This is a genomic window from Carboxylicivirga litoralis, from assembly GCF_025499605.1.
Classification (GTDB): Bacteria; Bacteroidota; Bacteroidia; order Bacteroidales; family Marinilabiliaceae; genus Carboxylicivirga; species Carboxylicivirga litoralis.
Map to the genome: position 1 here is coordinate 68352 of NZ_JAFMVC010000002.1, position 24270 is coordinate 92621.

At 39.5% G+C, this 24270-nt stretch carries 22 protein-coding genes; 15 read left to right on the forward strand and 7 right to left on the reverse strand.

Going from position 1 to position 24270, the window contains the following annotated elements; translation table 11 throughout:
- Positions 1-23 precede the first annotated feature (23 nt).
- From J1N10_RS02350 to J1N10_RS02370, 4 genes are all read right to left on the reverse strand, one after another.
- Complete coding sequence (locus J1N10_RS02350) at positions 24-1349, reverse strand: OmpA family protein (protein ID WP_262325070.1); 1326 nt, start codon at positions 1347-1349, stop codon at positions 24-26.
- A gap of 181 nt (positions 1350-1530) precedes the next feature.
- Positions 1531-3474, reverse strand: coding sequence for a protein-disulfide reductase DsbD family protein (locus J1N10_RS02355; RefSeq protein WP_262325071.1), 1944 nt, complete (start codon positions 3472-3474; stop codon positions 1531-1533).
- A gap of 408 nt (positions 3475-3882) precedes the next feature.
- Positions 3883-5433 carry an Rne/Rng family ribonuclease gene (locus J1N10_RS02360; protein ID WP_262325072.1) on the reverse strand — a complete coding sequence of 517 codons (1551 nt, stop codon included), beginning with the start codon at positions 5431-5433 and terminating at the stop codon, positions 3883-3885.
- A gap of 224 nt (positions 5434-5657) precedes the next feature.
- On the reverse strand, positions 5658-5942 hold the full coding sequence (locus J1N10_RS02370) for an HU family DNA-binding protein (RefSeq protein WP_143299799.1): 285 nt from the start codon (positions 5940-5942) through the stop codon (positions 5658-5660).
- 104 nt (positions 5943-6046) lie between these two features.
- On the opposite strand from J1N10_RS02370, the gene mutY reads away from it, so the two are divergent.
- The 6 genes from mutY (at position 6047) to J1N10_RS02400 (ending at position 10937) form a co-directional block, all read left to right on the forward strand.
- Positions 6047-7099, forward strand: a complete 1053-nt coding sequence (gene mutY, locus J1N10_RS02375; protein WP_262325073.1) for an A/G-specific adenine glycosylase — start codon at positions 6047-6049, stop codon at positions 7097-7099.
- Positions 7100-7163: 64 nt separating this feature from the next.
- Positions 7164-7637, forward strand: coding sequence for a single-stranded DNA-binding protein (locus J1N10_RS02380; protein WP_410053431.1), 474 nt, complete (start codon positions 7164-7166; stop codon positions 7635-7637).
- Positions 7638-7659: 22 nt separating this feature from the next.
- On the forward strand, positions 7660-8982 hold the full coding sequence (gene gldE / locus J1N10_RS02385) for a gliding motility-associated protein GldE (RefSeq protein WP_262325075.1): 1323 nt from the start codon (positions 7660-7662) through the stop codon (positions 8980-8982).
- Positions 8983-8985: 3 nt separating this feature from the next.
- Positions 8986-9561: a gliding motility lipoprotein GldD gene (gene gldD, locus J1N10_RS02390; protein WP_262325076.1), complete on the forward strand. Its 576-nt coding sequence runs from the start codon at positions 8986-8988 to the stop codon at positions 9559-9561.
- A gap of 2 nt (positions 9562-9563) precedes the next feature.
- On the forward strand, positions 9564-10187 hold the full coding sequence (locus J1N10_RS02395; protein WP_262325077.1) for a 4'-phosphopantetheinyl transferase family protein: 624 nt from the start codon (positions 9564-9566) through the stop codon (positions 10185-10187).
- 12 nt (positions 10188-10199) lie between these two features.
- Positions 10200-10937: a phosphoglycerol geranylgeranyltransferase gene (locus J1N10_RS02400; RefSeq protein ID WP_262325078.1), complete on the forward strand. Its 738-nt coding sequence runs from the start codon at positions 10200-10202 to the stop codon at positions 10935-10937.
- Here the strand turns inward: J1N10_RS02400 and J1N10_RS02405 are convergent.
- Positions 10927-12540: an alkaline phosphatase family protein gene (locus J1N10_RS02405; protein ID WP_262325079.1), complete on the reverse strand. Its 1614-nt coding sequence runs from the start codon at positions 12538-12540 to the stop codon at positions 10927-10929. The genes J1N10_RS02400 and J1N10_RS02405 overlap by 11 nt on opposite strands.
- A 51-nt stretch (positions 12541-12591) precedes the next feature.
- Positions 12592-12954, reverse strand: coding sequence for a DUF190 domain-containing protein (locus J1N10_RS02410; RefSeq protein ID WP_262325080.1), 363 nt, complete (start codon positions 12952-12954; stop codon positions 12592-12594).
- 257 nt (positions 12955-13211) lie between these two features.
- Between J1N10_RS02410 and J1N10_RS02415 the strand changes: the two genes are divergently transcribed.
- Positions 13212-15368: an elongation factor G gene (locus J1N10_RS02415; RefSeq protein ID WP_262325081.1), complete on the forward strand. Its 2157-nt coding sequence runs from the start codon at positions 13212-13214 to the stop codon at positions 15366-15368.
- Between the two features lie 54 nt (positions 15369-15422).
- Here the strand turns inward: J1N10_RS02415 and lpcA are convergent, their stop codons facing one another.
- Entirely contained in the window at positions 15423-15998 is a 576-nt protein-coding gene (gene lpcA / locus J1N10_RS02420) for a D-sedoheptulose 7-phosphate isomerase (RefSeq protein WP_262325082.1), read from the reverse strand.
- Positions 15999-16100: 102 nt separating this feature from the next.
- On the opposite strand from lpcA, the gene J1N10_RS02425 reads away from it, so the two are divergent.
- The 8 genes from J1N10_RS02425 to J1N10_RS02460 all read left to right on the forward strand — a co-directional run bounded on the left by J1N10_RS02425 (position 16101) and on the right by J1N10_RS02460 (position 24267).
- Positions 16101-16907, forward strand: a complete 807-nt coding sequence (locus J1N10_RS02425) for an ion transporter (protein WP_262325083.1) — start codon at positions 16101-16103, stop codon at positions 16905-16907.
- 233 nt (positions 16908-17140) lie between these two features.
- Complete coding sequence (locus J1N10_RS02430) at positions 17141-17470, forward strand: hypothetical protein (protein WP_262325084.1); 330 nt, start codon at positions 17141-17143, stop codon at positions 17468-17470.
- A 55-nt stretch (positions 17471-17525) separates the two neighbouring features.
- A complete protein-coding gene (gene mutL, locus J1N10_RS02435; RefSeq protein ID WP_262325085.1) occupies positions 17526-19442 on the forward strand; it encodes a DNA mismatch repair endonuclease MutL in 1917 nt (638 codons plus the stop codon).
- A 130-nt stretch (positions 19443-19572) separates the two neighbouring features.
- The gene (locus J1N10_RS02440; RefSeq protein ID WP_262325086.1) at positions 19573-20310 is read left to right on the forward strand and encodes a rhomboid family intramembrane serine protease; all 738 of its coding nucleotides are present in this window, start codon (positions 19573-19575) and stop codon (positions 20308-20310) included.
- 78 nt (positions 20311-20388) lie between these two features.
- On the forward strand, positions 20389-21276 hold the full coding sequence (locus tag J1N10_RS02445) for a rhomboid family intramembrane serine protease (RefSeq protein WP_262325087.1): 888 nt from the start codon (positions 20389-20391) through the stop codon (positions 21274-21276).
- 6 nt (positions 21277-21282) lie between these two features.
- The gene (locus J1N10_RS02450; RefSeq protein ID WP_262325088.1) at positions 21283-22392 is read left to right on the forward strand and encodes an endonuclease/exonuclease/phosphatase family protein; all 1110 of its coding nucleotides are present in this window, start codon (positions 21283-21285) and stop codon (positions 22390-22392) included.
- A 521-nt stretch (positions 22393-22913) separates the two neighbouring features.
- Positions 22914-23708, forward strand: a complete 795-nt coding sequence (locus tag J1N10_RS02455; RefSeq protein WP_262325089.1) for a thymidylate synthase — start codon at positions 22914-22916, stop codon at positions 23706-23708.
- 67 nt (positions 23709-23775) lie between these two features.
- Positions 23776-24267 (forward strand): dihydrofolate reductase, encoded by a 492-nt coding sequence (locus J1N10_RS02460; RefSeq protein WP_262325090.1) that lies wholly within the window; start codon positions 23776-23778, stop codon positions 24265-24267.
- The last annotated feature ends 3 nt before the right edge of the window (positions 24268-24270 follow it).

Genomic DNA, 24270 nt, shown 5'->3' on the forward strand with positions numbered 1-24270 from the left:
ATCAGGTTGTGGTTAATGTTATGCTATTCAACAATTACAAATAAGTCAACGCGCCGATTAACGAGGTGAAGACCATGTGGCGCCAATTTTTGTGTATCGGACAATAGTTCTGCTTCACCTTTAAAATCTACTTCGAAGCGATTCCTGTCAATGTCGTATTGTTCAACCAATACTTTAAGCACTGCATTGCATCGCCGTTGGCTGAGTTTGACATTATAATCGTAGGAGCCTCGCTCATCGCAGTAGCCTACAATTTTCACTCTGAGTGATTTGTCTTTCGACATAACATATGCTGCCTTAGCCAAAGTCATGTGTGCTTCTTGTGTTATTTCAGATTTGTCGAAATCGAAGAAAACAGATGCAGACATCGATTCTTTATATTCCACCGATTCTGTTACGATGGTGGTTGTATCGACCTGCATAGAATCCAGCATAGCCATGTATTCAATCTGTTGCTTTAGCGAATCCAGCTTGTGTGCCATCGGATCATCTTCGCGTTGGCGTTTGTAGTTGATGTTGAAATCCTTGTAGGTCCAGGCTGCATGACGCTTATTCTTTTTACCTATTTTGTAGGTCAGATTTAATGATGTAAACATGTAGCCATCGTTATCTGCTCCGGAAAGATTCACATCTAAATTGTCAGCATTCATATGTCGCATTAAAACTTCCAAGCCCATGTCAAAGCTTTTGCTTATGCGGTACTTCACACCAAGTCCAAATGGAATAACGACTTCGCTTCTTCGTGAGGTTTCAATTTCCTGGTAAGGTTCACCGTCGGCAAAGCGTCGTTCGTAGCCCATTACCAGGTAATCAGTAGGCAGCCATCCATGAGGAGATGGATAACCATCGATGGATTCGTAAACATCCTGAACTTGAATCACTTGGTTGGTTTCAAGATCAAACTGGCGACTTCTGAAATAGGTTAAGCCAATACCTAATTTGGCATAAATGTTCCAACGGTCGCTAATTGGGCCAAAAATAGCCAATTGGTTGACATTGAGCGTTCCGTTTAAGGTTATGTCGTATAAATCTCCTTTGAAGTAGCGGCCATTTTTTTGACCATACATGTCGGCCATCAGCCACTGCAAATCAAGTCCCCATGGTCGGTTAAACTGCTTGCTTATCATGATGGTTGGTGCAAACTTCCAATTTTCGCTCGGAAATGTAGTGTAATCAATAACATCGACATAATAAATGACAGGACCGCCGCCTATTGTTACAGACCAGGTATTGTACTTATTACCTCTGCGATAAATTTGTTCTTCAGAAAGTTGACCAGCATCGGATTGCGCAAAAGCCCATCCTGAAGTGAGAAGAAGAAATGTAAATATTATAGTGAGCCGATTCATACGTATTCATCTAATTAGCAATAAACAATTAAATCTAAGCTATTTAGGTGTTTGTAGAAAGGGATATGAATAAGATTTTTATTAATCTTATAATTTCATCCACTAACGTATGATAAAGGCTGCTAAAAGAAAAGCCCTTCTCAGTTGAGAAAGGCTTTTAAACTAATTATGTGGTATTATATTATCTGCTTTTGTATTGCTCCAAACCGTCTAATAACCAGTTTTTATATTTCTTAACATCTGGGTCATAAGCTACCGGAGTGTTAAGTGTCGTCTCATTCTCGTCGATAATGACATAATAAGGCTGTCCTTGTTGTTGGTAGCGTTCCATTTGGAACTCTGCCCATTTCTGCCCAACAGTCCTGATTTTTTTACCTGTTATTTCAGATACATATGGTTCGTCTAATTTTTTTCTGTCATCTACATATAATGAAACAAGAATGTAATCTTTGGCCAGCATGCCTTTGATTGATTCATTTGACCAAACTTTGTCTTCCATTTTACGACAGTTAGTACATCCAAGGCCTGTGAAATCAAGTAATAGTGGCTTGTTTACTTCTTTCGAATAAGCTAATGCTAAATCGTAATCTTTAAATGCCGGTATTCCCTGTGGGCCATAATGCATCCCTTCTGGCATGCCACCATGGTCGCCGCTACTGGATACAATGCCTTGAACAGGTGTTTGGTCACCAACACCAAATGGTGATTCAGCGTAATTCTTTGGTGGTGGGAAACCACTGATTAAGTTAACTGGCGCACCCCATAAACCGGGAATCATATAAATAGTGAAACTTAATACCAACAGTCCCATCAAGAAACGTGATACTGGTATATATTCCATAGGAGAATCGTGTGGTAAACGGATTTTTCCTAAGAAATAGAAGCCCATAGCACCGAAGATAGCTATCCAAATGGCGATAAATACCTCTCTTTCCAGGATATGCCATCCCATTGTCATATCTGCAATTGATAAAAACTTAAAGGCAAAGGCTAACTCCAGAAATCCTAGTACTACTTTTACTGAGTTTAACCAACCACCTGATTTTGGTAATGAGTTTAAGTAGCCGGGGAAAGCTGCAAAGAAAGCAAATGGTAAGGCCAATGCCGATGAGAACCCAAGCATACCAATGATTGGTCCCATGTAACCACCTGTAGCTGCTTTTACTAATAAAGCTCCTACAATTGGACCAGTACAACTAAATGAAACTAATGCCAAAGTAAAGGCCATAAAAAAGGTACCTATGAATCCGCCTTTTTCCTCTCCTTTAGTGGCAAAATTCACCCATGAGCTTGGCATCACAATTTCGAATGCGCCAAAGAATGAAGCTGCAAACACAACTAATAGAAGGAAGAAAAATAAGTTGAACCAAACGTTGGTTGATAGCTCGTTTAAAGCACTGGCACCGAAAATGGCAGAAACAGCTACTCCAAGAATCAAGTAAATAACAATGATGGAGATACCATATTGAATACCGTTGCGAATACCTGCTGCTTTGGTTGCGCTTGTTTTGGTGAAGAAACTTACAGTCATGGGAATCATTGGGAATACACAAGGTGTAAGTAAGGCAGCTAGTCCACCGCCAAAGGCTAATAAGAAAATTCCCCAGTATGATTCTTCTTCGGCATCTTCTGTGCTGGCTTCTGAAACTTCTGCTGCAACAGGAGCTGTTGTGTTGACTTTTAATTCGAAATCAACCATTTCGGGAGGTAAGCAGCCCTCGTCGTTACAAAGCATTGATTCAATATAGCCTTTAATAACCACATTGCCTTCCTGCTTTAGTTGAATTACTTTTTTGAATGTGACTTTGTTTTCGAACCATTTAAGTTCTGCATTAAAAGCTTCCTCAAAGTGAACTGTTGCTTTCGGCTCTTCGGTAATGCCCTCTAAAATAGTGTAGGCTTCATTTTCTTCAATTTCAATGCTGGTTGGAACTGCTGTATTTTCTGGTAAATCAGAGGAATATACGTGCCATCCTTCATCAACTGTTGCTTCACAAATGATTTCAACTTTGCCGTTATCTATGTTCTTTGTTGAAAATTTCCAGGTAATATGCTGCTCTATTTGGGCAAAAGTGCCTGCAAATACTGCTAACATAAGTACCAATGCTGCTAATGTCCTTTTCATACGTTTTAATTTGTTTTCAGTTGCCGTCTTAACTCCCACTGTATGCATGGATAATGCTTAACAATGCTCGTTTAATTTGTCATTACTTAAACTCTAACCTTTTATGTTGTGCTTTCATGATGCATTTTTTGTGCCAACCTATAAAGGCTTAGTTAATAACATATCTAAGTCTGTATATGTGTACAAAGTTACAACATTTAGTTTGTTCAAAAGTCATCAAAACCTGTTATCACAACGTTAATGTGACTTCTGATTACATGATTTTGCGCACTTCGCTTAATCGTTACCAAGCGAAAGCGGCTAAAGTTTGTTTTTGTATGATAAAGACACCCTAATGATTAATATGGGTGACATGGCAGGTGGTGCTTTTAGTATGACTTACGTCACTACAAACAAAAAAAGGTTGACCTAAGATAGGTCAACCTCTTGTTTATCATTATCTAATATCTTGAATTCTAGTATTCCTAGTGAGTCGGAAGGTACAACTTTTAGTCCTTGCGTAAATTTGAATTTCCATTTCAATACTTGTGAAGGGAATCCTTTCTTTAGATACGCATGTACCATTGGATGTACATTCAGGGTCAATTTTTTCATTTTCAGGTCTTGCACAGCCTTTTTTACAGCGGCCTCAAGTTTTTCTGGCCAAAATAAAGATGGAACAATCGTGCCTGTTCCGTTGCAGGTTGGACATTTTTCTGTTGTTTTAATATGCAATTCAGGTCTTACACGTTGGCGCGTAATCTGCATTAAGCCAAATTTACTCAAAGGTAAAATGTTGTGCTTAGTGCGATCCGAAGCCATGGCCTGCTTCATTTTTTCGAATACCTTTTGACGGTTTTCGTTGTTTTGCATATCAATAAAATCAACAACAATGATTCCTCCCATGTCGCGTAATCGTAATTGTCTGGCTATTTCGTCGGCAGCTGCCAGGTTTACTTCTAATGCGTTGTTTTCTTGATTAGAAGCTGATTTAGAACGATTACCGCTGTTAACATCAATAACATGAAGGGCTTCGGTATGCTCGATGATTAGGTAAGCACCGCTTTTAAATGATACGGTTTTACCAAATAGAGCTTTAATTTGACGGTTTACCAAAAACTGGTCAAAAATACCGGCTGCACCTTTGTAGTGTTTTACAATCTTTTGTCGGTCGGGGGCTATTAATCCCACATACTCTTTAATCTCCTTACATACTTCTTCATCATTAACATAAATAGAGTTGAATGATGGATTTAGTATGTCTCTTAATAAAGCAGTCGTTCGTCCTATTTCACCCATTACCAAACCTGGAGCTTTTACATCTTTGATGCGTGAAGTATGCTCTTCCCAGCGCTTAACAAGCATGCGTAATTCTTTATCTAGTTCGGCTGCTTGTTTGCCTTCGGCTACGGTTCTAATGATAACGCCGTAGTTTTTTGGTTTGATACTCGTCAAAAGTCGTTTAAGCCTGGCTCTTTCTTCCGATGAAGAAAGTTTTTGACTGACCGATACTTTATCGGAGAATGGTAGTAGAACAATGTTACGTCCTGCTATTGAAAGTTCTGATGTTAATCGAGGGCCTTTTGTTGAAATTGGTTCTTTAGCTACCTGAACCAATACATGTTGACCTGCTGTAAGAACTTCCGGAATGGTCCCGTTTTTATTAATATCGGGTTCCGGTTTAAGCTTGTGCAATGACACAACTCCTTTCTTAGCTTGCGCAATATTCAGAAATTTTTGTAAGGAACGAAACTGTGGTCCAAGATCTAGATAATGTAAAAAAGCATCTTTCTCGTACCCTACATCAATAAATGCTGCATTTAATCCTGGCATTATTTTTTTAACTCTTCCGAGGTAAATATCGCCAACAGCAAACTGAACATTACTGGTCTCCTTTCGGAGTTCAACTAATCGCTTATCTTCCATTAATGCTAATGAAAGAAGATCAGGAGTGACATCTACAAATAGTTCTGCATTCACTATATGATCGCAATTTTATTTCAAAGAACGTTGTATATAAATACAAACAACAAACAGAAAGTATAGTACTTTCTGTTTGCAATTTTTTTTTAAGACTTAAAGAAGATTACTTCTTCTTCTTATGACGATTTTTTCTTAATCTTTTCTTACGCTTGTGCGTAGCCATCTTATGTCTTTTTCTCTTTTTTCCACTTGGCATGGCTCAACGTTTTAAATGGTTATAATTACTTTACGTTATTTTTCACTTTTGTTACGAAGCTCTTAGAAGGCTTGAACGATGGAATGAAGTGAGCAGGAATGATGATTGTTGTATTTTTTGAGATGTTACGAGCTGTTTTCTCAGCACGTTCTTTTACAACGAAAGAACCAAAACCTCTCAAATACACATTCTTACCTTTAACCAAAGAACCTTTGATAGTATCCATAAAAGCTTCAACAGTCTTCTGAACTGTAACTTTTTCAATTCCAGTATTTTTTGAAATCTCGTTTACGATATCAGCCTTTGTCATTTTTTCTTAAAATTATTTAATTATCAATTATTTACAGTCGTTTTCTAAAAATCAGATTGCAAAGATAAATGAAATCTCAATAAAAAAAAACAAATGGTTTATTTTTGCATAAAATTTTAATAATGACGGATTTCGCTATCAAATTACTGCAATGGTATAATATGAATAAACGCATGCTTCCATGGAGGGCTACAAACGACCCTTATAAAGTCTGGTTGTCGGAGATTATTATGCAGCAAACTCAAGTGGTACAGGGTGAAAGCTATTATTTGAAGTTTGTGGAAAGCTTTCCGACGGTTCATGAATTGGCGGAAGCATCAGAGCAACAAGTTCTCAAGCTTTGGCAAGGATTAGGCTATTATTCGCGCGCCAGAAATTTACATGCAGCAGCAAAAACAATTGTATCTGAATATAGGGGTGTGTTTCCATGTAATTATAATGAGATATTAAAGTTAAAGGGTGTTGGACCATATACTGCTGCTGCCATCAGTTCGATATGTTTTAATGAAAGAAAAGCAGTTGTTGATGGAAATGTGTATCGCTTTTTATCGCGCTTAAAAGGAATACGTACACCCATTGATTCAACAGAAGGGAAAAAAGAGTTTGCTTTACTGGCCGATGAGTTACTTAATGGCAATAAGCCTGGCGATCATAATCAGGCCATGATGGAATATGGTGCCTTGATCTGTAAACCCTCTTCTCCATTTTGTGGAGATTGCGTCTTTAAAAACGAGTGTAGCGCTTATTTAAATGATACGATAGGGTTGCTTCCTGTTAAAGCTAAAAAGATTAAACAGCGACATCGTTATTTTCATTACTTTCTGATTCAGGACGGTAGTGGTATAGTGCTGGAAAAACGTGCAGATAACGATATCTGGAAAAATCTTTATCAGCTACCGCTTATGGAAACAGACAAGGCTAAGCTTACAAAGGGTTTCATTGAGCAAAATAAAGATAAGTTCAGGCTAATTAATCAGCAAAAGCATATCCTGAGTCATCAAATCATCAATGCATCCTTTTATTTAGCTGATAAAACAATATTGAGTGACTTCAAACAAGAATACATTCTGGCAGAAGTCGGTCAGCTTGATAAATATCCTTTTCCTCAATTGGTGGCTAATTTTCTTATGGAAAAGCTGAGGGTTAAGCAGGATTAAGCTACTTTTGTTTTAATTTTAAAGTTTTGTATTTTTAAGTTCGTTAAACCTAAACAATAAAGCCATGTCGGTGAACAAAGTAATATTAGTTGGTAATGTTGGTAAGGATCCTGAAGTCAGATACCTGGATAATGATGTAGCAGTTGCTAATTTTCCCTTAGCAACAACGGAGCGTGGCTATACGGCGCGAAATGGACAAGAAATACCTGAGCGTACCGAGTGGCATAATATCGTAGCCTGGCGTGGCTTGGCTAAAATTGCCGAAAGCTATATTAAAAAGGGAACACAGATTTTTATAGAAGGAAAAATTCGTACACGTTCATACGATGATAAAGATGGGATTAAGCGTTATATGACAGAGGTTTTTGCAGATAATATACAATTGTTGGGACGCAAGTCGGATAACCCTGCATCGGGCGATTCGCCTGCAGGAATGACCACACCTCAACAGCAACCTGCCCAAAATACACCAACGTCCAATCCTGCTCAAGAAGATACATTCTTAGGTAATGATGAAACGGACGACCTGCCGTTTTAATGTTTAAACTAAACGTACGTACTTGGAAACCGATAGTATTAGCTTTTTATTTTCCTCCGGCTCGCATGGGCTGGATTTTCTACCTTTTACACTTGGGACTTTAATTGCCATCGTCATAAATGTGTGCCTGCTGATGTTGTCGGCGCTAATTTCAGGTTCCGAAGTGGCTTATTTTTCTTTTGAGCCGCAGGATATGCAATACTTGAAAGATAATGAAACCAAGCGAAATAAGCTGGTTTTAAGGCACCTTGAAGATAAAGAAACATTGCTGGCAACAATTCTGATTAGTAATAACTTTGTGAATGTAGCCATTGTTATTCTAACGTCTTTTATTGCTGCTGCTATTGTTGATTTTGGTGAGAATGCGACTGTGAAGTTCATTTTCGAAATCATTTTCATCACGGGTATCATCCTGTTTTTTGGCGAGATTTTGCCAAAGGTGTATGCTTCTCAATCGCCTCGGAAATTTGCCGGTTTCATGGCATATCCGTTATTAGTCTTTACAAAAGTACTTAAGCCGCTGAGTTTAATTCTGACGAAATCAACTAATGTTGTCAACCGTCGAATTGCTAAAAAAGTAAGGAACCTATCGATGGATGATATCTCACATGCTTTGGAACTGACAGTTAATGATATCTCTGAAGAAAAAGATATTCTGGAAGGTATTGTGAAGTTTGGAAATATTGATGTGTCAGAAATTATGACAGCCCGCGTGGATGTCATCGATGTTGAGATAAAAAGTAATTATAACAAGGTATTGCAGGTTATCATCGATTCTGGTTTTTCTCGTATTCCGGTATTTGAAGAAACCCCCGACAATGTAAAAGGTATTTTGTATGTCAAAGATTTGCTGGCGCATTTAGATGAAGAAGCTGCATTTGAGTGGCAATCTTTAATCCGCAAGGCTTATTATGTGCCTGAAACAAAAATGATTAATGACTTGCTGGAAGAGTTTCAATCGGAAAAAATTCACATGGCTATTGTTGTTGATGAATATGGAGGAACGATGGGCATTGTTACATTGGAAGATGTATTGGAAGAAATTGTTGGTGATATTAGCGACGAGCTGGATGATGATGAAGAGTTTTACTCCAAAATGCCAGATGGAACGATCGTGTTTGAGGCCAAGGTTTTACTGAATGATTTTCATAAAATTACCAATACAGACGAAGAATTGTTCAATGATGTGAGAGGGGAGGCAGAAACCCTGGCGGGTTTGATTTTGGAGCTTGAAGGTCAGATTCCACAAAAGAATGATGTGGTCGAATATGGCAGTTGTTTATTTACGATTGTAGCAGCCGACAACAGGCGAATTAAAAAGGTGAAGTTCGAATTTAAAAAGTAGGATATGCGATTAATGGTTCTAAGTGTGTTGGTTATAATAGTGATGGGATTTGGGGCATGCAAGCAGCATCATACGCCAAAACCACGAGGGTATTTTCGAATTAATTTTCCCGAGAAAGAATATGCTATATTTAATGGCACCTATCCATATCAGTTTGAATATCCTAAATATGCTAGCATTGTTGCTGATACAAGTGAAAATGCAGAGAAGTATTGGCTAAACGTCAGATTTAAAGATTTAAACGGACAAATACATATCAGCTATAAATCCATTGATAATAACTTTAATCAATTGATGGAAGATAGCCGGAAGCTGGCTTATAAACACACCATAAAAGCCGACGCTATTAATGAGCGAATGTTTTATGATGAAACCAATCAGGTGACTGGTGTATTATATGAAATTAAGGGAAATGCGGCCTCACCAATGCAGTTTTTTGCTACGGATAGCTTAAATCATTTTATTCGTGGTTCATTGTATTTCAATGCGATTCCTAATCAGGATAGTTTGGCACCAGTCATCAATTTTGTGCATCAGGATGTCATTCGTTTAATGGAAACAATTCGTTGGAATAATTAACTATGCCGCTTCATAAGATATTAACCATTTCTGAGCACCAAACGGTTGCCATTTGGAAGATTGATGAGACTCTTGATGAATTCTTAATAGCGCTTGATATCTCAAAGTCAGATAAACAGCGATTGGATGGTTTTAAGCTCGAACGTCGTAAAAAGGAATGGTTGGCAGCGCGCTTACTGTTGCAGAATTTGTTGGGGCAATATCCTGAAATTGTATACGGAGACAATGGTAAACCTCGTTTGGCTGGATATGAGCGCTATATTAGCATCAGTCACACAGCGAATTATGCTGCTGTCAGTATTTCGAATCAACCAACGGCATTGGATATCGAAATATGCTCAAGTCGCGTTGAAAAAGTGGCCAATCGCTTTGTGCACGATTCGGAGTGGGCGTATATAAATGAAGCAGAAAAACCCCAATATTATACCATTTTATGGTGCGCAAAAGAGGCTTTATATAAGCATTACGATGTGTTTGGAGTCATCTTTAAAGACCAATTCGTGGTGAAACCGTTTGAGCTTAAACCTACAGGTGCGTTACAATGTGAGTTTTTGCACGAAGAAGTCAAGCATGAATTGACATTAAACTTTTTAATCAATGATGATTTTACATTGGTTTATTGCTAAAACTAAACAAGCATGATATATAATCAGATTCTTTCACGTTTTCAGAATAAGGAAAAGCAATTAGCCTATTTAATCGACCCGGATAAGTTTGATTGGAATAATATTGAGCAATTAAAAGTTGTATTAAAACAAACGACTCCCGATTTATTGCTCATAGGCGGTAGTCTGATAAGTGTTGATACATCTGCTTTTGTGAAAGAATTAAAAGCTGTCATTGATATGCCTGTAGTGCTGTATCCAGGTTCGTCGGTGCAAGTTTGCAAAGATATTGATGCTGTTTTGTTTTTGTCTTTGATTTCGGGGCGTAACCCTGAATTTTTGATTAGTCATCATGTGGCGGCGGCCCCCCAGATTAAAGCTAATAATATTGAAGCCATCTCAACGGGCTATATGCTAGTGGATGGAGGTTCAAATACTTCTGTGCAATATATTAGTCAGACTATTCCAATTCCTTCGGATAAAAACGATATAGCAGTAGCAACAGCTTTGGCAGGACAATACCTGGGCATGAAATTAATTTATATGGATGCCGGAAGTGGCGCTGAAAATTCTGTTTCGGGAGAGATGATTAAAGCGGTAAAGTCAGCGTTGGATATTCCATTGATGATTGGTGGTGGAATTCGAAGCGTAGACGCTGTAAAAAGAGCCTGTAAAGCCGGCGCTGATATAATTGTTGTGGGCAATGTGCTTGAACAGGATATATCTTTATTGGCCGACTTTTACAATGCTGTTAAATCAATTAATGCGTAATGCCTTGTAATGGCTCGCCTTCACATCCATTCGGAAACGGAATTTCGAGGAATGAAGAGATAGTAGGAGCGAATTGAATCATCGAAACATTGCGGTAAACAGTCTTGGCATTGACTTTCCAACCGTAAAAAATTAATGGTAAATGTGTCGAATTCCAATTGCGGTTTACTTTTCTTCCATTGTCCAGTTCTTCTGACCATCCTGGTCGAATTTTAACAACGATATCGCCCGAGCGTTGCGGATGGTAATTAAGTTTTAAACTACGTAATGAAGCTAAGTCGGATGAGGAGATTTTAAGCTCCGAAATAGGCATGGCAAAAGCTACACCTTTCATATCACTTAAGAAACGTGCGGCTTCTTCTTTGGCTTCCACCAGGTCAACTCCTTTTTCTTTGATTAGCTCATGGTTGAGGTACATTTGTCCATCGTGATATGCCATTACCCATTTGCCCTGACCATATTTTGCCATTAAAAACAAATTCACCAGCGATGATGCTTTTTGTCCGCTGAACACACCTGTTGGAATGCCATGTTTTGAATTTTCTGCGATAGGGCGGTACGGAGCGGTGACTGATGTTAGGGCTATTAATGTGTTTTCAAGGCCCACCTCCTTATCAATTGTTTTTAATAAATCGGCTATCTCCAGATCAAGACGGAGTATCATATCTTCGGTCTCAGCATCAAAAGCACCATGAACATCACCATGAACGGCTCTGGCGGTAAAACCAATGGTTAGTACATCAGGTATCTCATCTTTTCCATATTCATCATTGATAATCTGAGCCATGGCAAAATCTCTAACTATCTTATTGCCATAGGGAGAATGAATGACTGGTATGTATGCACCATTGCCTTTTTGCTTATCAAGTGCATACATAAAATCGCTTGATTTGGCACGTTGCTCTCTAAAAAATTTCATCTGATGGTATTGATTCAAATCTTTTAACGGCCCCCAGTCTCTTTTGCTATAAGTATTAAGGAAGTGTTTTTTGTTGAACTTTTTGGCCCACTCGGGAAGAGGCTTAATCGCATCACTTTGGCGGATAAGAACAAATTCACCTGTATTATCATCAATCTGGTATAAGTTGTTAGGAGAATGACCTCCGCACCATACAATATGGTTGCCGCCTAGCGCAATCCCGGTAACCCTTGAAGTGCCATTGTTCATCCACTTAAGCTCGTCAGTGATGGTTGAGCATAATATCCTGTCAGCTGTTGGGTACCGTTGATTTTCATTACTATTCAGAAAAATGTCGCCGTAGAGGGCATTTACCTCTTTACCCCTGATTCTGTCGTACCACCAATCAGAAACAATTCCGTGGGTTGAAGGATAGCAGCCTGTAGCAATGGTGGCCAGGTTAGTTCCATAGTATGCCGAACCTGCCGGGTACGAGGCATTTCTGTAGAAGGCACCTCCATTGATCAGTCGATTGAAGCCGTTGTCTGAGAATTGCCCTCTGAAGGCCACAATCTGGTCAGTACTCAATTGGTCAATTAATATAAATACAACCAGTTTTGGTCGTTGTGAAGGTACTTTTTGCGAAAAAGTAATTTGTATGGCACATAAAAATGCCATAAGGAAAAGAGTGATTTTTTTTGTCATAGTTTTAGGTTTATGTTGACCAAATATAGTTATCAAAATATAAATTTGACATTAGTTGGTGGTTATTTTTTTACTGCCTTTATATAAAAATACATGTACTTCTTCGGCGTAGATGATGCCTCCGCAATTTGCTTTCTCAAGCAGTTTAACAGCTATTTCGGCAAAACTGTTGATGCGTTCTGCTCTATCGATGAGTTCAATAATAATGGGTATCTCAGTCGATAACGAAAAAACTTTGGAATTGTTTAAAATGCTATCTGCTCCATAGGAAACTGTTCCTTTCATAACGGTTATACCAGCCATTTTATATTTTTTGGCTGCAAATACAATGGCTTCGTATAAAGGTCGTTGATAAACCCTGTCATCTTCTCCGATGATCATTATTAGTTTTTGAGCTTCGCCTTTTAATACCATTATGCAGGAGTTACAAATGAAAAGTCAAATTACGGATATTAACCATCAAATTCAACTTAGTAAATAGTCAGTGGTAAAATAGGCAGTATTAATACAGGATAAAAACATCTGAAAAGGAATTATTTGGCGAGCCGATAAAAAATGTTTGAGAGCCTGTAGTTTGGCTTTAATTAACTTGTATGTTATCTAAATATTACTAATTTTACAGGTACCCATAAATTTACCTAAAATAATTACAAACTCTTAAATTAAGCTTTATGAAATTATACCAAGCTGATCAAATAAAAAATCTGGCGCTACTCGGTGGTAGCGGCTCTGGTAAAACCACCCTCGCTGAAGCAATGTTATTCGAAGGCGGGGTCATTAAGCGTCGTGGAGACGTTGAAAGTAATAATACAGTTTCTGATTATAACCGAGTGGAGCATGAATATGGTTACTCGGTTTTTTCGTCGGTGTTATTTACCGAGTATTTAGGACGCAAGTTTAATATTATTGACTGTCCGGGCTCTGATGATTTTATTGGTGGTGCCATTACTTCACTAAATGTTACTGATACGGCTTTAATGTTGTTGAATGCAACTCAAGGTGTAGAAGTGGGTACTGAAAACTTGTTCAGGTATACCGAGGAACATAAGAAGCCTGTCATTTTTGTGGTGAACCAATTGGATCATGAAAAAGCCAATTACGATCAAACGATTGACAGCTCAAAAGAGCATTTTGGTAACAAAGTTGTCGTTGTTCAGTATCCGGTTAATGTTGGTCCTGATTTTAATGCCGTTGTCGACGTGCTTAAAATGAAAATGTATCAATGGGGTGCTGATGGTGGTGAGCCACAAATTCTCGATATTCCTGCTGATCAAAAGGAAAAGGCAGATGAGCTTCACAATGTATTGGTAGAGGCAGCTGCTGAAAATGATGAGTCATTAATGGAGTTGTACTTCGAAGAAGGTACGCTTAATGAAGACCAAATGCGTCAGGGAATCCGTCAGGGATTAATTGCACGCGATATGTTTCCTGTTTTCTGTGTGTCGGCAAAAAAAGATATGGGTGGACGCCGATTAATGGAATTTCTGGGTAATGTGGTGCCTAACGTATCGGAAATGCCGGTATCAACAACTAACGATGGTACAGAAGTGCCATACGATGTAAATGGGCCGACCTCATTATTCGTTTTCAAAACAAGTATTGAGCCTCACCTGGGTGAAGTATCCTACTTTAAAGTAATGTCGGGTGCGGTTGAAGAAGGTATGGATTTGATTAATGTTAATCGTAATGCCAAAGAGCGAATTGCCCAGCTATATTGTGTGGCAGGTAGTAACCGACATAAAGTAGAAAAACTAGTTGCCGGTGATATTGGGGCAACCGTAAAGCTTAAAGAAACACATACTAACCATACGCTTAATACTAAAGGAACAGAATGGTTGTTTGATGCCATTAGTTATCCTAATCCAAAATATCGTACAGCCATAAAAGCTGTTAACGAAAGTGATGATGAGAAATTAGGAGAAGTGCTTCAGCGTATTCATGAAGAAGATCCTACTTTAAGTGTTGAGTATTCAAAAGAATTAAAGCAGATTATTGTATTTGGTATGGGCGAGTTTCATTTGAATACAATGAAGTGGCGTATTGAACACAATGATAAGATTGAAATCGAATTCTTAGCACCTCGTATTCCTTACCGTGAAACAATTACTAAGGTTGCTCGTGCCGACTATCGTCATAAAAAACAATCGGGTGGTTCAGGTCAGTTTGGTGAAGTACATATGATAATTGAACCATTTTATGAAGATATGCCAACGCCGGGTTCAATGAAAATTGACGGTCAGGAAATAAAATTGAACGTTAAAGGGTCCGAAGAGCATAAATTACCTTGGGGAGGTAAATTGGTTTATAACAACTGTATTGTTGGTGGTGCTATCGATGCCCGTTTTATGCCAGCCATCCTGAAAGGAATTATGGAGAAAATGGAAGAAGGGCCGTTGACAGGTTCTTATGCCCGCGATATCCGTGTTTGGGTTTACGATGGTAAAATGCACCAGGTTGACTCCAATGAAATTTCGTTTAAATTAGCTGGTCGTCATGCCTTTAGTGATGCTTTTAAAAATGCTGGTCCTAAGATTTTAGAGCCTGTTTATGATGTTGAAGTAAAAGTGCCAAGTGATCGAATGGGTGATGTGATGAGTGACTTGCAAGGTCGTCGCGCTATGATTGAAGGCATGTCGAGTGAGAAGGGCTTTGAGGTTATTAAGGCTAAAGTACCGTTGAAGGAAATGAATAAGTATTCGACTTCATTGAGTAGTATTACCGGAGGTCGTGCTTTCTATACGATGGAATTTTCTAAGTATGATAAAGTGCCACCTGAAATTCAGGTTGACCTCATGAAAGCATTTGAAGAAGAAGAAAAAGAAGATTAATAATAGAAAAGGAGGACGCAGGTCCTCCTTTTTACTTACCAAATTGATGTTTTTCTATAGTGCTTTCGACTCAATATACTGAATCATCACATGGATGATTTTAATATGAATCTCCTGAATTCTGTCGGAATAGCCATTGTGCGGAGCTCTTAATTCGATATCGGCTACCTCTGCCAGCTCACCACCTGACTTGCCGGTAAGTGCTACTACTTTCATGCCTTTTTCTTTAGCCGACTTTGCTGCATTAAGCACATTGGGCGAATTACCGCTGGTACTAATGGCCAGTAATACATCTCCTTCGAGTCCCACCGCCTCTACATAACGAGAAAAAATAAAGTCGAAACCATAATCGTTGCCCACGCAAGTAATATGAGTAGGATCGGCAATGGCGATGGCTGGTAATCCCGGACGATTGTTCCGAAAACGCCCGGTTAACTCTTCGGCAAAATGCATGGCATCGCTCATCGAGCCTCCGTTACCGCACGAAAGTATTTTGCCTCCGTTCTTTATTGCCTTCACCATTAAATCGCCGGATGCCATAATTTTATCCCAATTGGCATCGTCACTTATAAAACGGTTTAATACCTCCTGGGCAGCATTAAATTCCTGTATAATATCTTCTCGTGTCATGCTTCTGATTTAAAGGTGTAAAAGTACAATGGCTTTTCTAAACTTAAAATTTTTTTTAGCATCGAGGCTTGTTATCTTTGAGTTACGTTCAATTTATAATTTATGAATCCTTTAAAACGACAACTTTACGAAATTATTTTTGAAGCTGACACTAAAGCAGGCAAGCGCTTCGATATATTTCTGATTCTTCTTATTCTGCTAAGCATCGTTATTGTAATGGTTGAAAGTGATGATACTATTTTGCCTAATCATACCGGTTGGTTGGTAATGGCAGAGTGGATGGTGACCATCATTTTTACTTTCGAATATTTTTTACGCATTTGGATTGTTGAAAAACCGCGCAAATATATTTTTTCCTTCTTCGGCATTATCGACTTGTTAGCTATTTTGCCTACTTATCTTGGTTTGTTGGTTGGCGGCACGCAAATGCTGATTGTAGTGCGTGCTTTGCGTTTGGTGCGGATATTTAGAGTACTTAAGTTAACCCGCTACGTTAAAGAAGCCAGTGATTTATGGACAGCATTGGTTACATCGCGTAATAAAATAGGTGTATTTCTGTTTGTGGTGCTTATTTTGGTGACCATTTTAGGTACGGTAATGTATATAGTTGAAAATCCCTATAACGAAGGTTTCAGAAGTATTCCGCGAAGTTTATACTGGGCCATTGTAACACTAACAACAGTAGGCTATGGCGATATTGCTCCGGTAACTGTCCTCGGGAAATTCATTGCGGGATTTATCATGATAACGGGTTACGCAATTTTGGCGGTGCCCACGGGTATTGTGACCAGCGAGTTGGTTAAGGAAAGTCGCAAACCTGTTAACACCAGGGTTTGTCCATCGTGCCTCGAAGAAGGTCATGATAATGAAGCAGCTTACTGTAAATATTGCGGTGAGTCATTAGAGTAGAAAAGTTATTAATAAATATTTCACATTAGCTGTTGGTAAATCGTTTCGAACTTGTTTTTAGGCAATTAAAAGCAATATTTACCCAGTGCTACCATCTGTTTTTATATAATTAGCTATTACTTGTTATCTTTGCATAGGTGCGGATGTAAATCGTTTGTTGCACAAAGTCAAGATGAGTGAGTAATTAAGTCGTATGTCTTGATACTTATATCTTGATTCTAAAAAATTATAAGATGAAGTTTACATTTTCAAAAGTAGCGCGTCATCGTGTATTTCAGCACGATCCTATTTACTACGATGAGCAAAAGGAGAAACGGGAAGCAAGGGAGCATCGAATAAAAGAGGAGCTTGGTTTGTTAACCGATGAGGAGAAGGAAGAAGGGTATGCCGATCGTATTCGTGGAGGAATGCGTCGTCGTATGAAATCGCACTACGAAGTGTCGAGAAGTGAGAAAAAGAAGTCGAACCTTCGTTTGGTCATTATTTTAATCGCATTAATGATTCTGGGTTTTTACCTCGTACAGGAAGGGATGGCCTGGATGGAATCATTTTTTGTTGAGTAAATGATCCCAACTACCTGTTTTTATTAATTGAAGAAGTAAAGGAGAAGTTTATAACATGTCGAATGTAATACAGTTGTTACCCGACTCGGTAGCCAACCAAATTGCTGCCGGAGAGGTAATTCAACGACCTGCATCTGTTATTAAAGAGTTGATGGAGAACGCCATTGATGCAGGAGCAACCAATATCCAAGTCATAACCAAAGATGCCGGTAAGGCGCTCATTCAGGTGATTGATAACGGCTGTGGAATGGCCGAGACGGATGCCCGCATGGCTTTTGAACGGCACGCTACATCCAAAATACGCGAGGCAGGCGATTTATTTGCATTGCGCACAATGGGCTTTCGTGGCGAGGCACTGGCTTCCATTGCAGCTATTGCCCAGGTTGAGCTGAAAACCCGTCGGGCTGAAGATGATTTGGGAGTTCAGATTAATATTGCAGCTTCACAGGTTGAATCTCAAGAGCCCGTTCAATGTCCGGTTGGAAGTCAGTTTTGTATTAAAAACCTCTTTTATAACGTGCCAGCTCGTCGTCGATTTTTAAAGAAAACTTCAACCGAGTTACGGCATATAATTAATGAGTTTCAACGGGTTGCTCTGGCTAATCCACAGGTTGCGTTGTCATTGGTTCATAACGATGTGCCAATGTTTAGTTTGCCCAATGGCAACATTAAGCAGCGTGTGGTGAATATGAATGGCAAGCAGATGGGCAACAACCTGATTCCGATTGATACAGATACGGTGATGGTGAAAATTTCGGGTTTTATTGGTAAGCCCGAGTCGGCCAAAAAGACCATGGGCGACCAGTTTTTCTTTGTTAACAATCGTTACATGCGTCATCCCTACTTGCACCGTGCAGTAATGGATGCCTACGATAATATATTGCAACCCGAGACCATTCCGGCTTATTTTATCTTTTTAGAGGTAGACCCGCAAATTGTAGATGTCAATATTCATCCGACCAAAACCGAAATTAAGTTTGAAGATGAGCGTGCCATCTGGCAAATATTAAATGCAGCCATTCGTGAAAGTTTAGGCAAGTTTAATATGATGCCTTCCATTGATTTTGATACCACTGACCAGGTACATATTCCGGTAGCCAGTAATGAAGGAGATTTGGTAGCGCCAACGGTTGAGGTGAATCCGTTTTATAATCCGTTTGAAGAGGAGAAAAAGCAAAGCTCAGGAAGCTATAGCGGAGGTGGCAGCGGAAATACGCAAACATTTCAATCTAAGGCTTCCGCCAATGGCTGGGAAAACTTGTATGGCGATAATAAAGGTGATGAGTTACCCGATTTCTCGGCGCTAGCTACCAGTGAGATGGAAAAGCAGGAGATGCCTTTTGAAGAAACGCAGCAGGAACCGGTTCAACAAACGATATTGTCATCGGGTGGTAATGAAGAGGCCGTAGGCAATAGCCGCTTCTTTCAGTTGAAAAACCGCTATATACTCACGTCGGTTAAGTCGGGGTTGATGCTGATCGACCAGAAGAGGGCGCACGAGCGTATCGTTTTCGAAGGCTTTATCCGCACATTGCAAAGTGGTGCCTCGTTATCACAAAAAAGCTTGTTTCCGGAAGAGTTGTGTTTTGGCCCTGAAGAGATGGCGATGATTACAGAGTTAATACCCGATTTAATGACTTTGGGATTGGAGTTGGAGCAGGCCGATGAAGAAACTTTCAAAGTGTTGTCAACGCCGGCCGGATTAGAAAATGTATCAGCCGCTCAATTAATTGATGGCATACTGACCGACTTCAGAGATGGGGAAGTGGATTTACAAAAGGAAGTCACCGAGCAAATTGCCACATCAATGGCACAACGTGCCGCCGTTCCTTATGGAAAGGCATTATCTTCATTGGAAATGAGTGAGTTGTTCGACCAATTGTTTGCCTGCCAGGTGCCTAACTTTTCACCTTCAGGCAAAACCATTATTTCCATTATGGATATGGAAGAAACGCAGAAGCGATTTGGTTAATAATGTCATGTTGACAGAATTGTATAACACAGACTTAACAAACATGTCTGCTTTTGTGTTATTTTATTGAGAAAATTGAATTGGCATTGATGTTGTTAGTCAATGTCCAAATTTTTAAAAAATATAAAAGATGAACTACCGTCCATCACCTCTGGCAGGTTTACCACCTGTGACCAAGAATTTACTGATTATTAATGCCCTGTTTTTACTGGCTACCTGGGTGCTGCGTACCTCTTTGGGGTTCGATTTAAGTAATTATTTAGGATTATATTTTCCAGCCTCAGAAAATTTCCATCCGGCTCAGTTCGGAACTTACATGTTTATGCATGCCGACTTTATGCATTTGTTCTTTAACATGTTTGCTTTGTTTATGTTTGGGCGTGTTCTGGAAAGCTACTGGGGACCCAAAAAGTTTTTCCTGTACTACATTATTACAGGTGTTGGAGCAGCAGTTATTCAGTTATTGTTCAAATACATCGATTATAATAACGCCATCTCCTTATTGACAGAGGAGCAAATCGCGATTGTTTATGAACAAGGAGCAGCAGCGCTTCGTCAGTACAAGAATTTTACAAATCCTGATATGGCCAATTTCAATTTTGTATTGAATGGTTCCATGGTTGGTGCTTCAGGCGCTGTGTTTGGTATCTTGCTGGCATTCGGAATGTTGTTTCCTAATACTGAGCTGATGTTGCTATTTCCTCCTATCCCGATAAAAGCAAAATACTTTGTAGCGATTTATGGTGTGGCAGAGCTGTTTCTTGGTGTGGCTAACTTTTCGATGGATAACGTGGCACACTGGGCACATTTGGGCGGAATGATTTTTGGTTTTATCTTAATTAAATATTGGGATAAGAAGGGGATTTAGGATGTATGATTTAAGGACGTTCGATATAATTTGTATAAATTGCTAATGGCTTAGGCTAGAAGTTATCCGCTTAATATTATGGGAATACTTGATGAAATAAAACAATCGTACCGCCAGGGAGGTGCACTCACCAAATTGATTTACATTAATATTGGGGTGTTTGTGGTGATTCGCTTGTTGCAAGTGTTTTTTAGTTTTTCGTCAGGTTCGGGCAGCGCCAGTGATTATCCATTATTAGAGTGGGTGTCGGTGCCGGCCGATTTAATGCATCTCCTTTTTAAACCCTGGACACTGATTACCTACATGTTTGTGCATTACGATTTTCTGCACATCTTGTTTAATATGCTCTATTTGTATTGGTTTGGACGCATCTTTCTTGAGTTTTTAAATCCACGCCAATTGTTAGGTGTATATATTCTCGGCGGATTATCAGGAACAGTATTCTATTTAGTGAGTTATAACTTGATTCCTGTGTTTCAGCAGCAAGTTCCGTATGCCATTTTAATGGGCGCATCTGGTTCGGTGACAGCTATTTTGTTTGCAATAGCGCGTTATGCACCCAACCATAAGATTTACCTCTTGTTTTTTGGTGCTGTGCCTTTAAAGTATGTGGCTTTAGTGGCTCTGATTATTGACTTGATAAGTATTCCTCAGTTGTCGAATACAGGAGGATATATAACACATCTGGGTGGGGCTGCATTTGGTTTTCTTTACGGAGGACAAGTGTCATCAGGTAAAGATATGACCCTTGGTTTTAACCGGATGATGGATGGTTTGGCAAATATTTTCAAACCCAAATCGAAGCTGAAAGTAACGCATCGCCGACCAATGACCGATATGGAGTTTAATTCCAGAAAGGTTGATAAGCAAAAAGAAGTGGATAGAATACTTGATAAGATAAAAGTGAGTGGGTACGATAGTTTGAGTAAGGACGAGAAGCAAACATTGTTTGACGCCAGTAAATAAACAACCTTGTTACGACGATTTTTTAAATCAATAGTCACCATTATCAGCCTGATTGCTGCAGGAACCTTGCTGTTTTCAGTATTAACAGCATACATCAGCCCTGCTCATACATCTGTATTGGCTTTTATTGGTTATATCTTTCCGCTGCTTTGGGTTATCAATTTTGTACTATTTGCCTTTTGGTTGGTCAAGCGTCGTTGGCAGTCTCTTATTCCGCTTATTGCTATTTTAATTACCTGGGGGCAATGGCAACATACCTTTCAGTGGAAGGGCGAAAAGCTTGATAAAAATGGGTTTAACCAGCCGCTTAAAGTGATGAGTTTTAATGCCCGAATGCTTGATTACTATAAGTGGATTGGAGACAATACAAATGAGAAGATTTTTGATTTAATACGGAAAGAAAACCCCGATGTACTGTGTCTGCAGGAGTTTTTTACCGCTAAAAACAATAAAGCCTATAACGAAAACTATATTCTGCGCCGTTTGAATCAGTTTCGCTATAAGCACATCGAATATCGCTCTGGTAAAAGAGGGAATCGCAATTTTGGCCTGATTACCTTAAGCAAATACCCTATTGTTGAGAAGCATAGCCTCAAATTTGAGCAGACCAGCAATTTTAGTATTTACACCGATGTTAAGGTTGGTGATCAGCGTATTCGTGTATTTAATAATCACCTGGAATCAATTAAGTTTAGCCGTCAGCAACTCAACTTTTTGGATAGTCTTAATTTCCAGAATGAGCAGGAGCGTAATGAAAAGATAAAGGCCATCACAACAAAGTTGAGTACGGCTTTCGAAAATCGTGCTTCACAAGCCGAGACAGTTGGACAGTATATTGATAACTCACCGTATCCGGCCATTGTGTGTGGCGATTTTAACGATACGCCGGTGTCATATGTCTATCGAAAAATGAGGGGCCAGTTAAAAGATGCCTTCGTTGAATCCGGGCAAGGTTTTGGAGGAACCTATAACGGGCCACTGCCATCCTTTCGCATTGATTTTATCTTCCACGACAAACAGTTCGAGTCTTATAACTTCAAGCGCCTCAACGTGGATTTGTCGGATCATTATCCCATTGTTACCAGTCTTGAATTAGTGCCTGATAAGGCAGATTAACCGATTGAAAATCATCTTGTAGCAAGGGCGATTAAAAACATCACTAAGTTTTGCCAAAAACGTCAGCATGTTTTTATAAAATCGTCACTACGTTTTATTCAAAACGACGCTATGTTTTTTTGTATGCTTTCGACTTAGGTTTCGCAGCTTGGGAACCCATCGGTTGAAGTTGATGTAAAGAAATAAAGCTGTTTGAGCGAAGCGAGTTCTTTATTTCACATCAACAATACCTTGATGGGTAAGCGAGAAACCCGTCGGCGGGTTCTTTTGTTTACTTTTCTCGCCTGTAGGAGAAAAGTAAAAGCCATAGCGGCTTGAACTGACATAATGGGCATAGAAACTTTAAACGTGATTGCCGAGATTTTAACTCAAAGTCACCTGCTCAAATCTAATAATTTCTCTATTTTTACATTCAATTTTAAGCCAGCGAACAAGCTTGTTGATTCAGTTGTTTGTTGAACAGATTAAAGCACTGGCATCTCTATTGCCATGTGCTTATCACCGCCAAATAGAACGATACAATGAAGCAATACTTAGACCTCCTTGACCGGGTTTTGGACGAAGGATTTAAAAAGGAAGACAGAACAGGAACTGGAACAATCAGTGTTTTCGGGCACCAGATGCGTTTCGATTTAAGCGAAGGCTTCCCCTTATTAACCACCAAAAAGTTACACCTGAAGTCCATCATGCACGAATTGCTGTGGTTCTTAAAAGGAAGTACCAATGTTAAGTACTTGCAGGATAATGGGGTGCGTATCTGGAACGAATGGGCCAAAGAAGATGGTGAGTTAGGACCAATTTATGGCTACCAGTGGCGCTCGTGGCCCGATTATAATGGCGGGCACATCGACCAAATAAAGCAGGTGATTGAAAGCATTAAGAACAATCCTGATTCACGACGTCATATTGTGAGTGCCTGGAATGTGGGAGCCATAGACGATATGCAACTGCCACCCTGTCATATTTTATTTCAGTTTTATGTGGCCGATGGAAAATTGAGCTGTCAGCTCTATCAGCGTAGTGCCGATATCTTCCTGGGAGTGCCGTTTAACATTGCCTCGTATGCTATCTTAACCATGATGGTGGCGCAGGTGTGTGGTTTAAAACCTGGAACATTTGTACACACTCTGGGCGATGCGCACATTTATCTGAACCATATTGAGCAGGTGAAGCTGCAGTTAACACGAGAACCAAAATCACTACCGCAGTTTAAAATCAATCCGGAACGAACTAATATTGACGATTTCGTATTTGAGGATTTTGAGTTGGTTAACTACGATTCGCATCCACACATCAAAGGCGCTATCTCTGTTTAATACATCTGAAAATTTTATCACAAGCTGCTAATAGTCTGTTAGCGTAGCGATCTAATATCTTATTTGTATGACTCTATCCATGATTGTGGCCATTGACCAAAACAATGGCATTGGCAAAGGCGACGACCAGCTGGCTTATATATCGGCCGACTTAAAGCGATTTAAAGCATTAACAACCGGCTATACCATTTTGATGGGACGAAAAACCTTTGAAGCTTTGCCCAAAGGAGCGTTGCCTAAGCGTCGTAACGTGGTGATAACTCGACAGGCTGGTTATGAGGCTCCGGGTGCTGATGTGGTACACTCGCTTGATGAAGCACTGGCTATTTGTGAAGGAGATGAAAAAGTGTTTGTTATTGGCGGCGGTGAGATTTACAAGACCTTTTTAACACAAACGCAGGAACTTTACCTGACGGTTATTGAGCACAGCTTTGAGGAAGCAACTGTTTTTTTTCCAGAACTAAATAGGAATGAGTGGCTGCTTGAACAGCAAGAAGGGCCTTTTACGGATGAAAAGACCCAACTGCGCTACATGTACCAGAACTTGCGAAGAAAATAAGTC

Coding starts and splice junctions, on each gene's coding strand:
- J1N10_RS02350 (WP_262325070.1), bottom strand. CDS start 1,349: ATGAATCGGCTCACTATAATATTTACATTTCTTCTTCTCACTTCAGGA.
- J1N10_RS02355 (WP_262325071.1), bottom strand. CDS start 3,474: ATGAAAAGGACATTAGCAGCATTGGTACTTATGTTAGCAGTATTTGCA.
- J1N10_RS02370 (WP_143299799.1), bottom strand. CDS start 5,942: ATGACAAAGGCTGATATCGTAAACGAGATTTCAAAAAATACTGGAATT.
- J1N10_RS02380 (WP_410053431.1), top strand. CDS start 7,164: ATGTCGGTGAACAAAGTAATATTAGTTGGTAATGTTGGTAAGGATCCT.
- gldD (WP_262325076.1), top strand. CDS start 8,986: ATGCGATTAATGGTTCTAAGTGTGTTGGTTATAATAGTGATGGGATTT.
- J1N10_RS02395 (WP_262325077.1), top strand. CDS start 9,564: ATGCCGCTTCATAAGATATTAACCATTTCTGAGCACCAAACGGTTGCC.
- J1N10_RS02400 (WP_262325078.1), top strand. CDS start 10,200: ATGATATATAATCAGATTCTTTCACGTTTTCAGAATAAGGAAAAGCAA.
- J1N10_RS02405 (WP_262325079.1), bottom strand. CDS start 12,540: ATGACAAAAAAAATCACTCTTTTCCTTATGGCATTTTTATGTGCCATA.
- J1N10_RS02410 (WP_262325080.1), bottom strand. CDS start 12,954: ATGGTATTAAAAGGCGAAGCTCAAAAACTAATAATGATCATCGGAGAA.
- J1N10_RS02415 (WP_262325081.1), top strand. CDS start 13,212: ATGAAATTATACCAAGCTGATCAAATAAAAAATCTGGCGCTACTCGGT.
- lpcA (WP_262325082.1), bottom strand. CDS start 15,998: ATGACACGAGAAGATATTATACAGGAATTTAATGCTGCCCAGGAGGTA.
- J1N10_RS02425 (WP_262325083.1), top strand. CDS start 16,101: ATGAATCCTTTAAAACGACAACTTTACGAAATTATTTTTGAAGCTGAC.
- J1N10_RS02430 (WP_262325084.1), top strand. CDS start 17,141: ATGAAGTTTACATTTTCAAAAGTAGCGCGTCATCGTGTATTTCAGCAC.
- mutL (WP_262325085.1), top strand. CDS start 17,526: ATGTCGAATGTAATACAGTTGTTACCCGACTCGGTAGCCAACCAAATT.
- J1N10_RS02440 (WP_262325086.1), top strand. CDS start 19,573: ATGAACTACCGTCCATCACCTCTGGCAGGTTTACCACCTGTGACCAAG.
- J1N10_RS02445 (WP_262325087.1), top strand. CDS start 20,389: ATGGGAATACTTGATGAAATAAAACAATCGTACCGCCAGGGAGGTGCA.
- J1N10_RS02455 (WP_262325089.1), top strand. CDS start 22,914: ATGAAGCAATACTTAGACCTCCTTGACCGGGTTTTGGACGAAGGATTT.
- J1N10_RS02460 (WP_262325090.1), top strand. CDS start 23,776: ATGACTCTATCCATGATTGTGGCCATTGACCAAAACAATGGCATTGGC.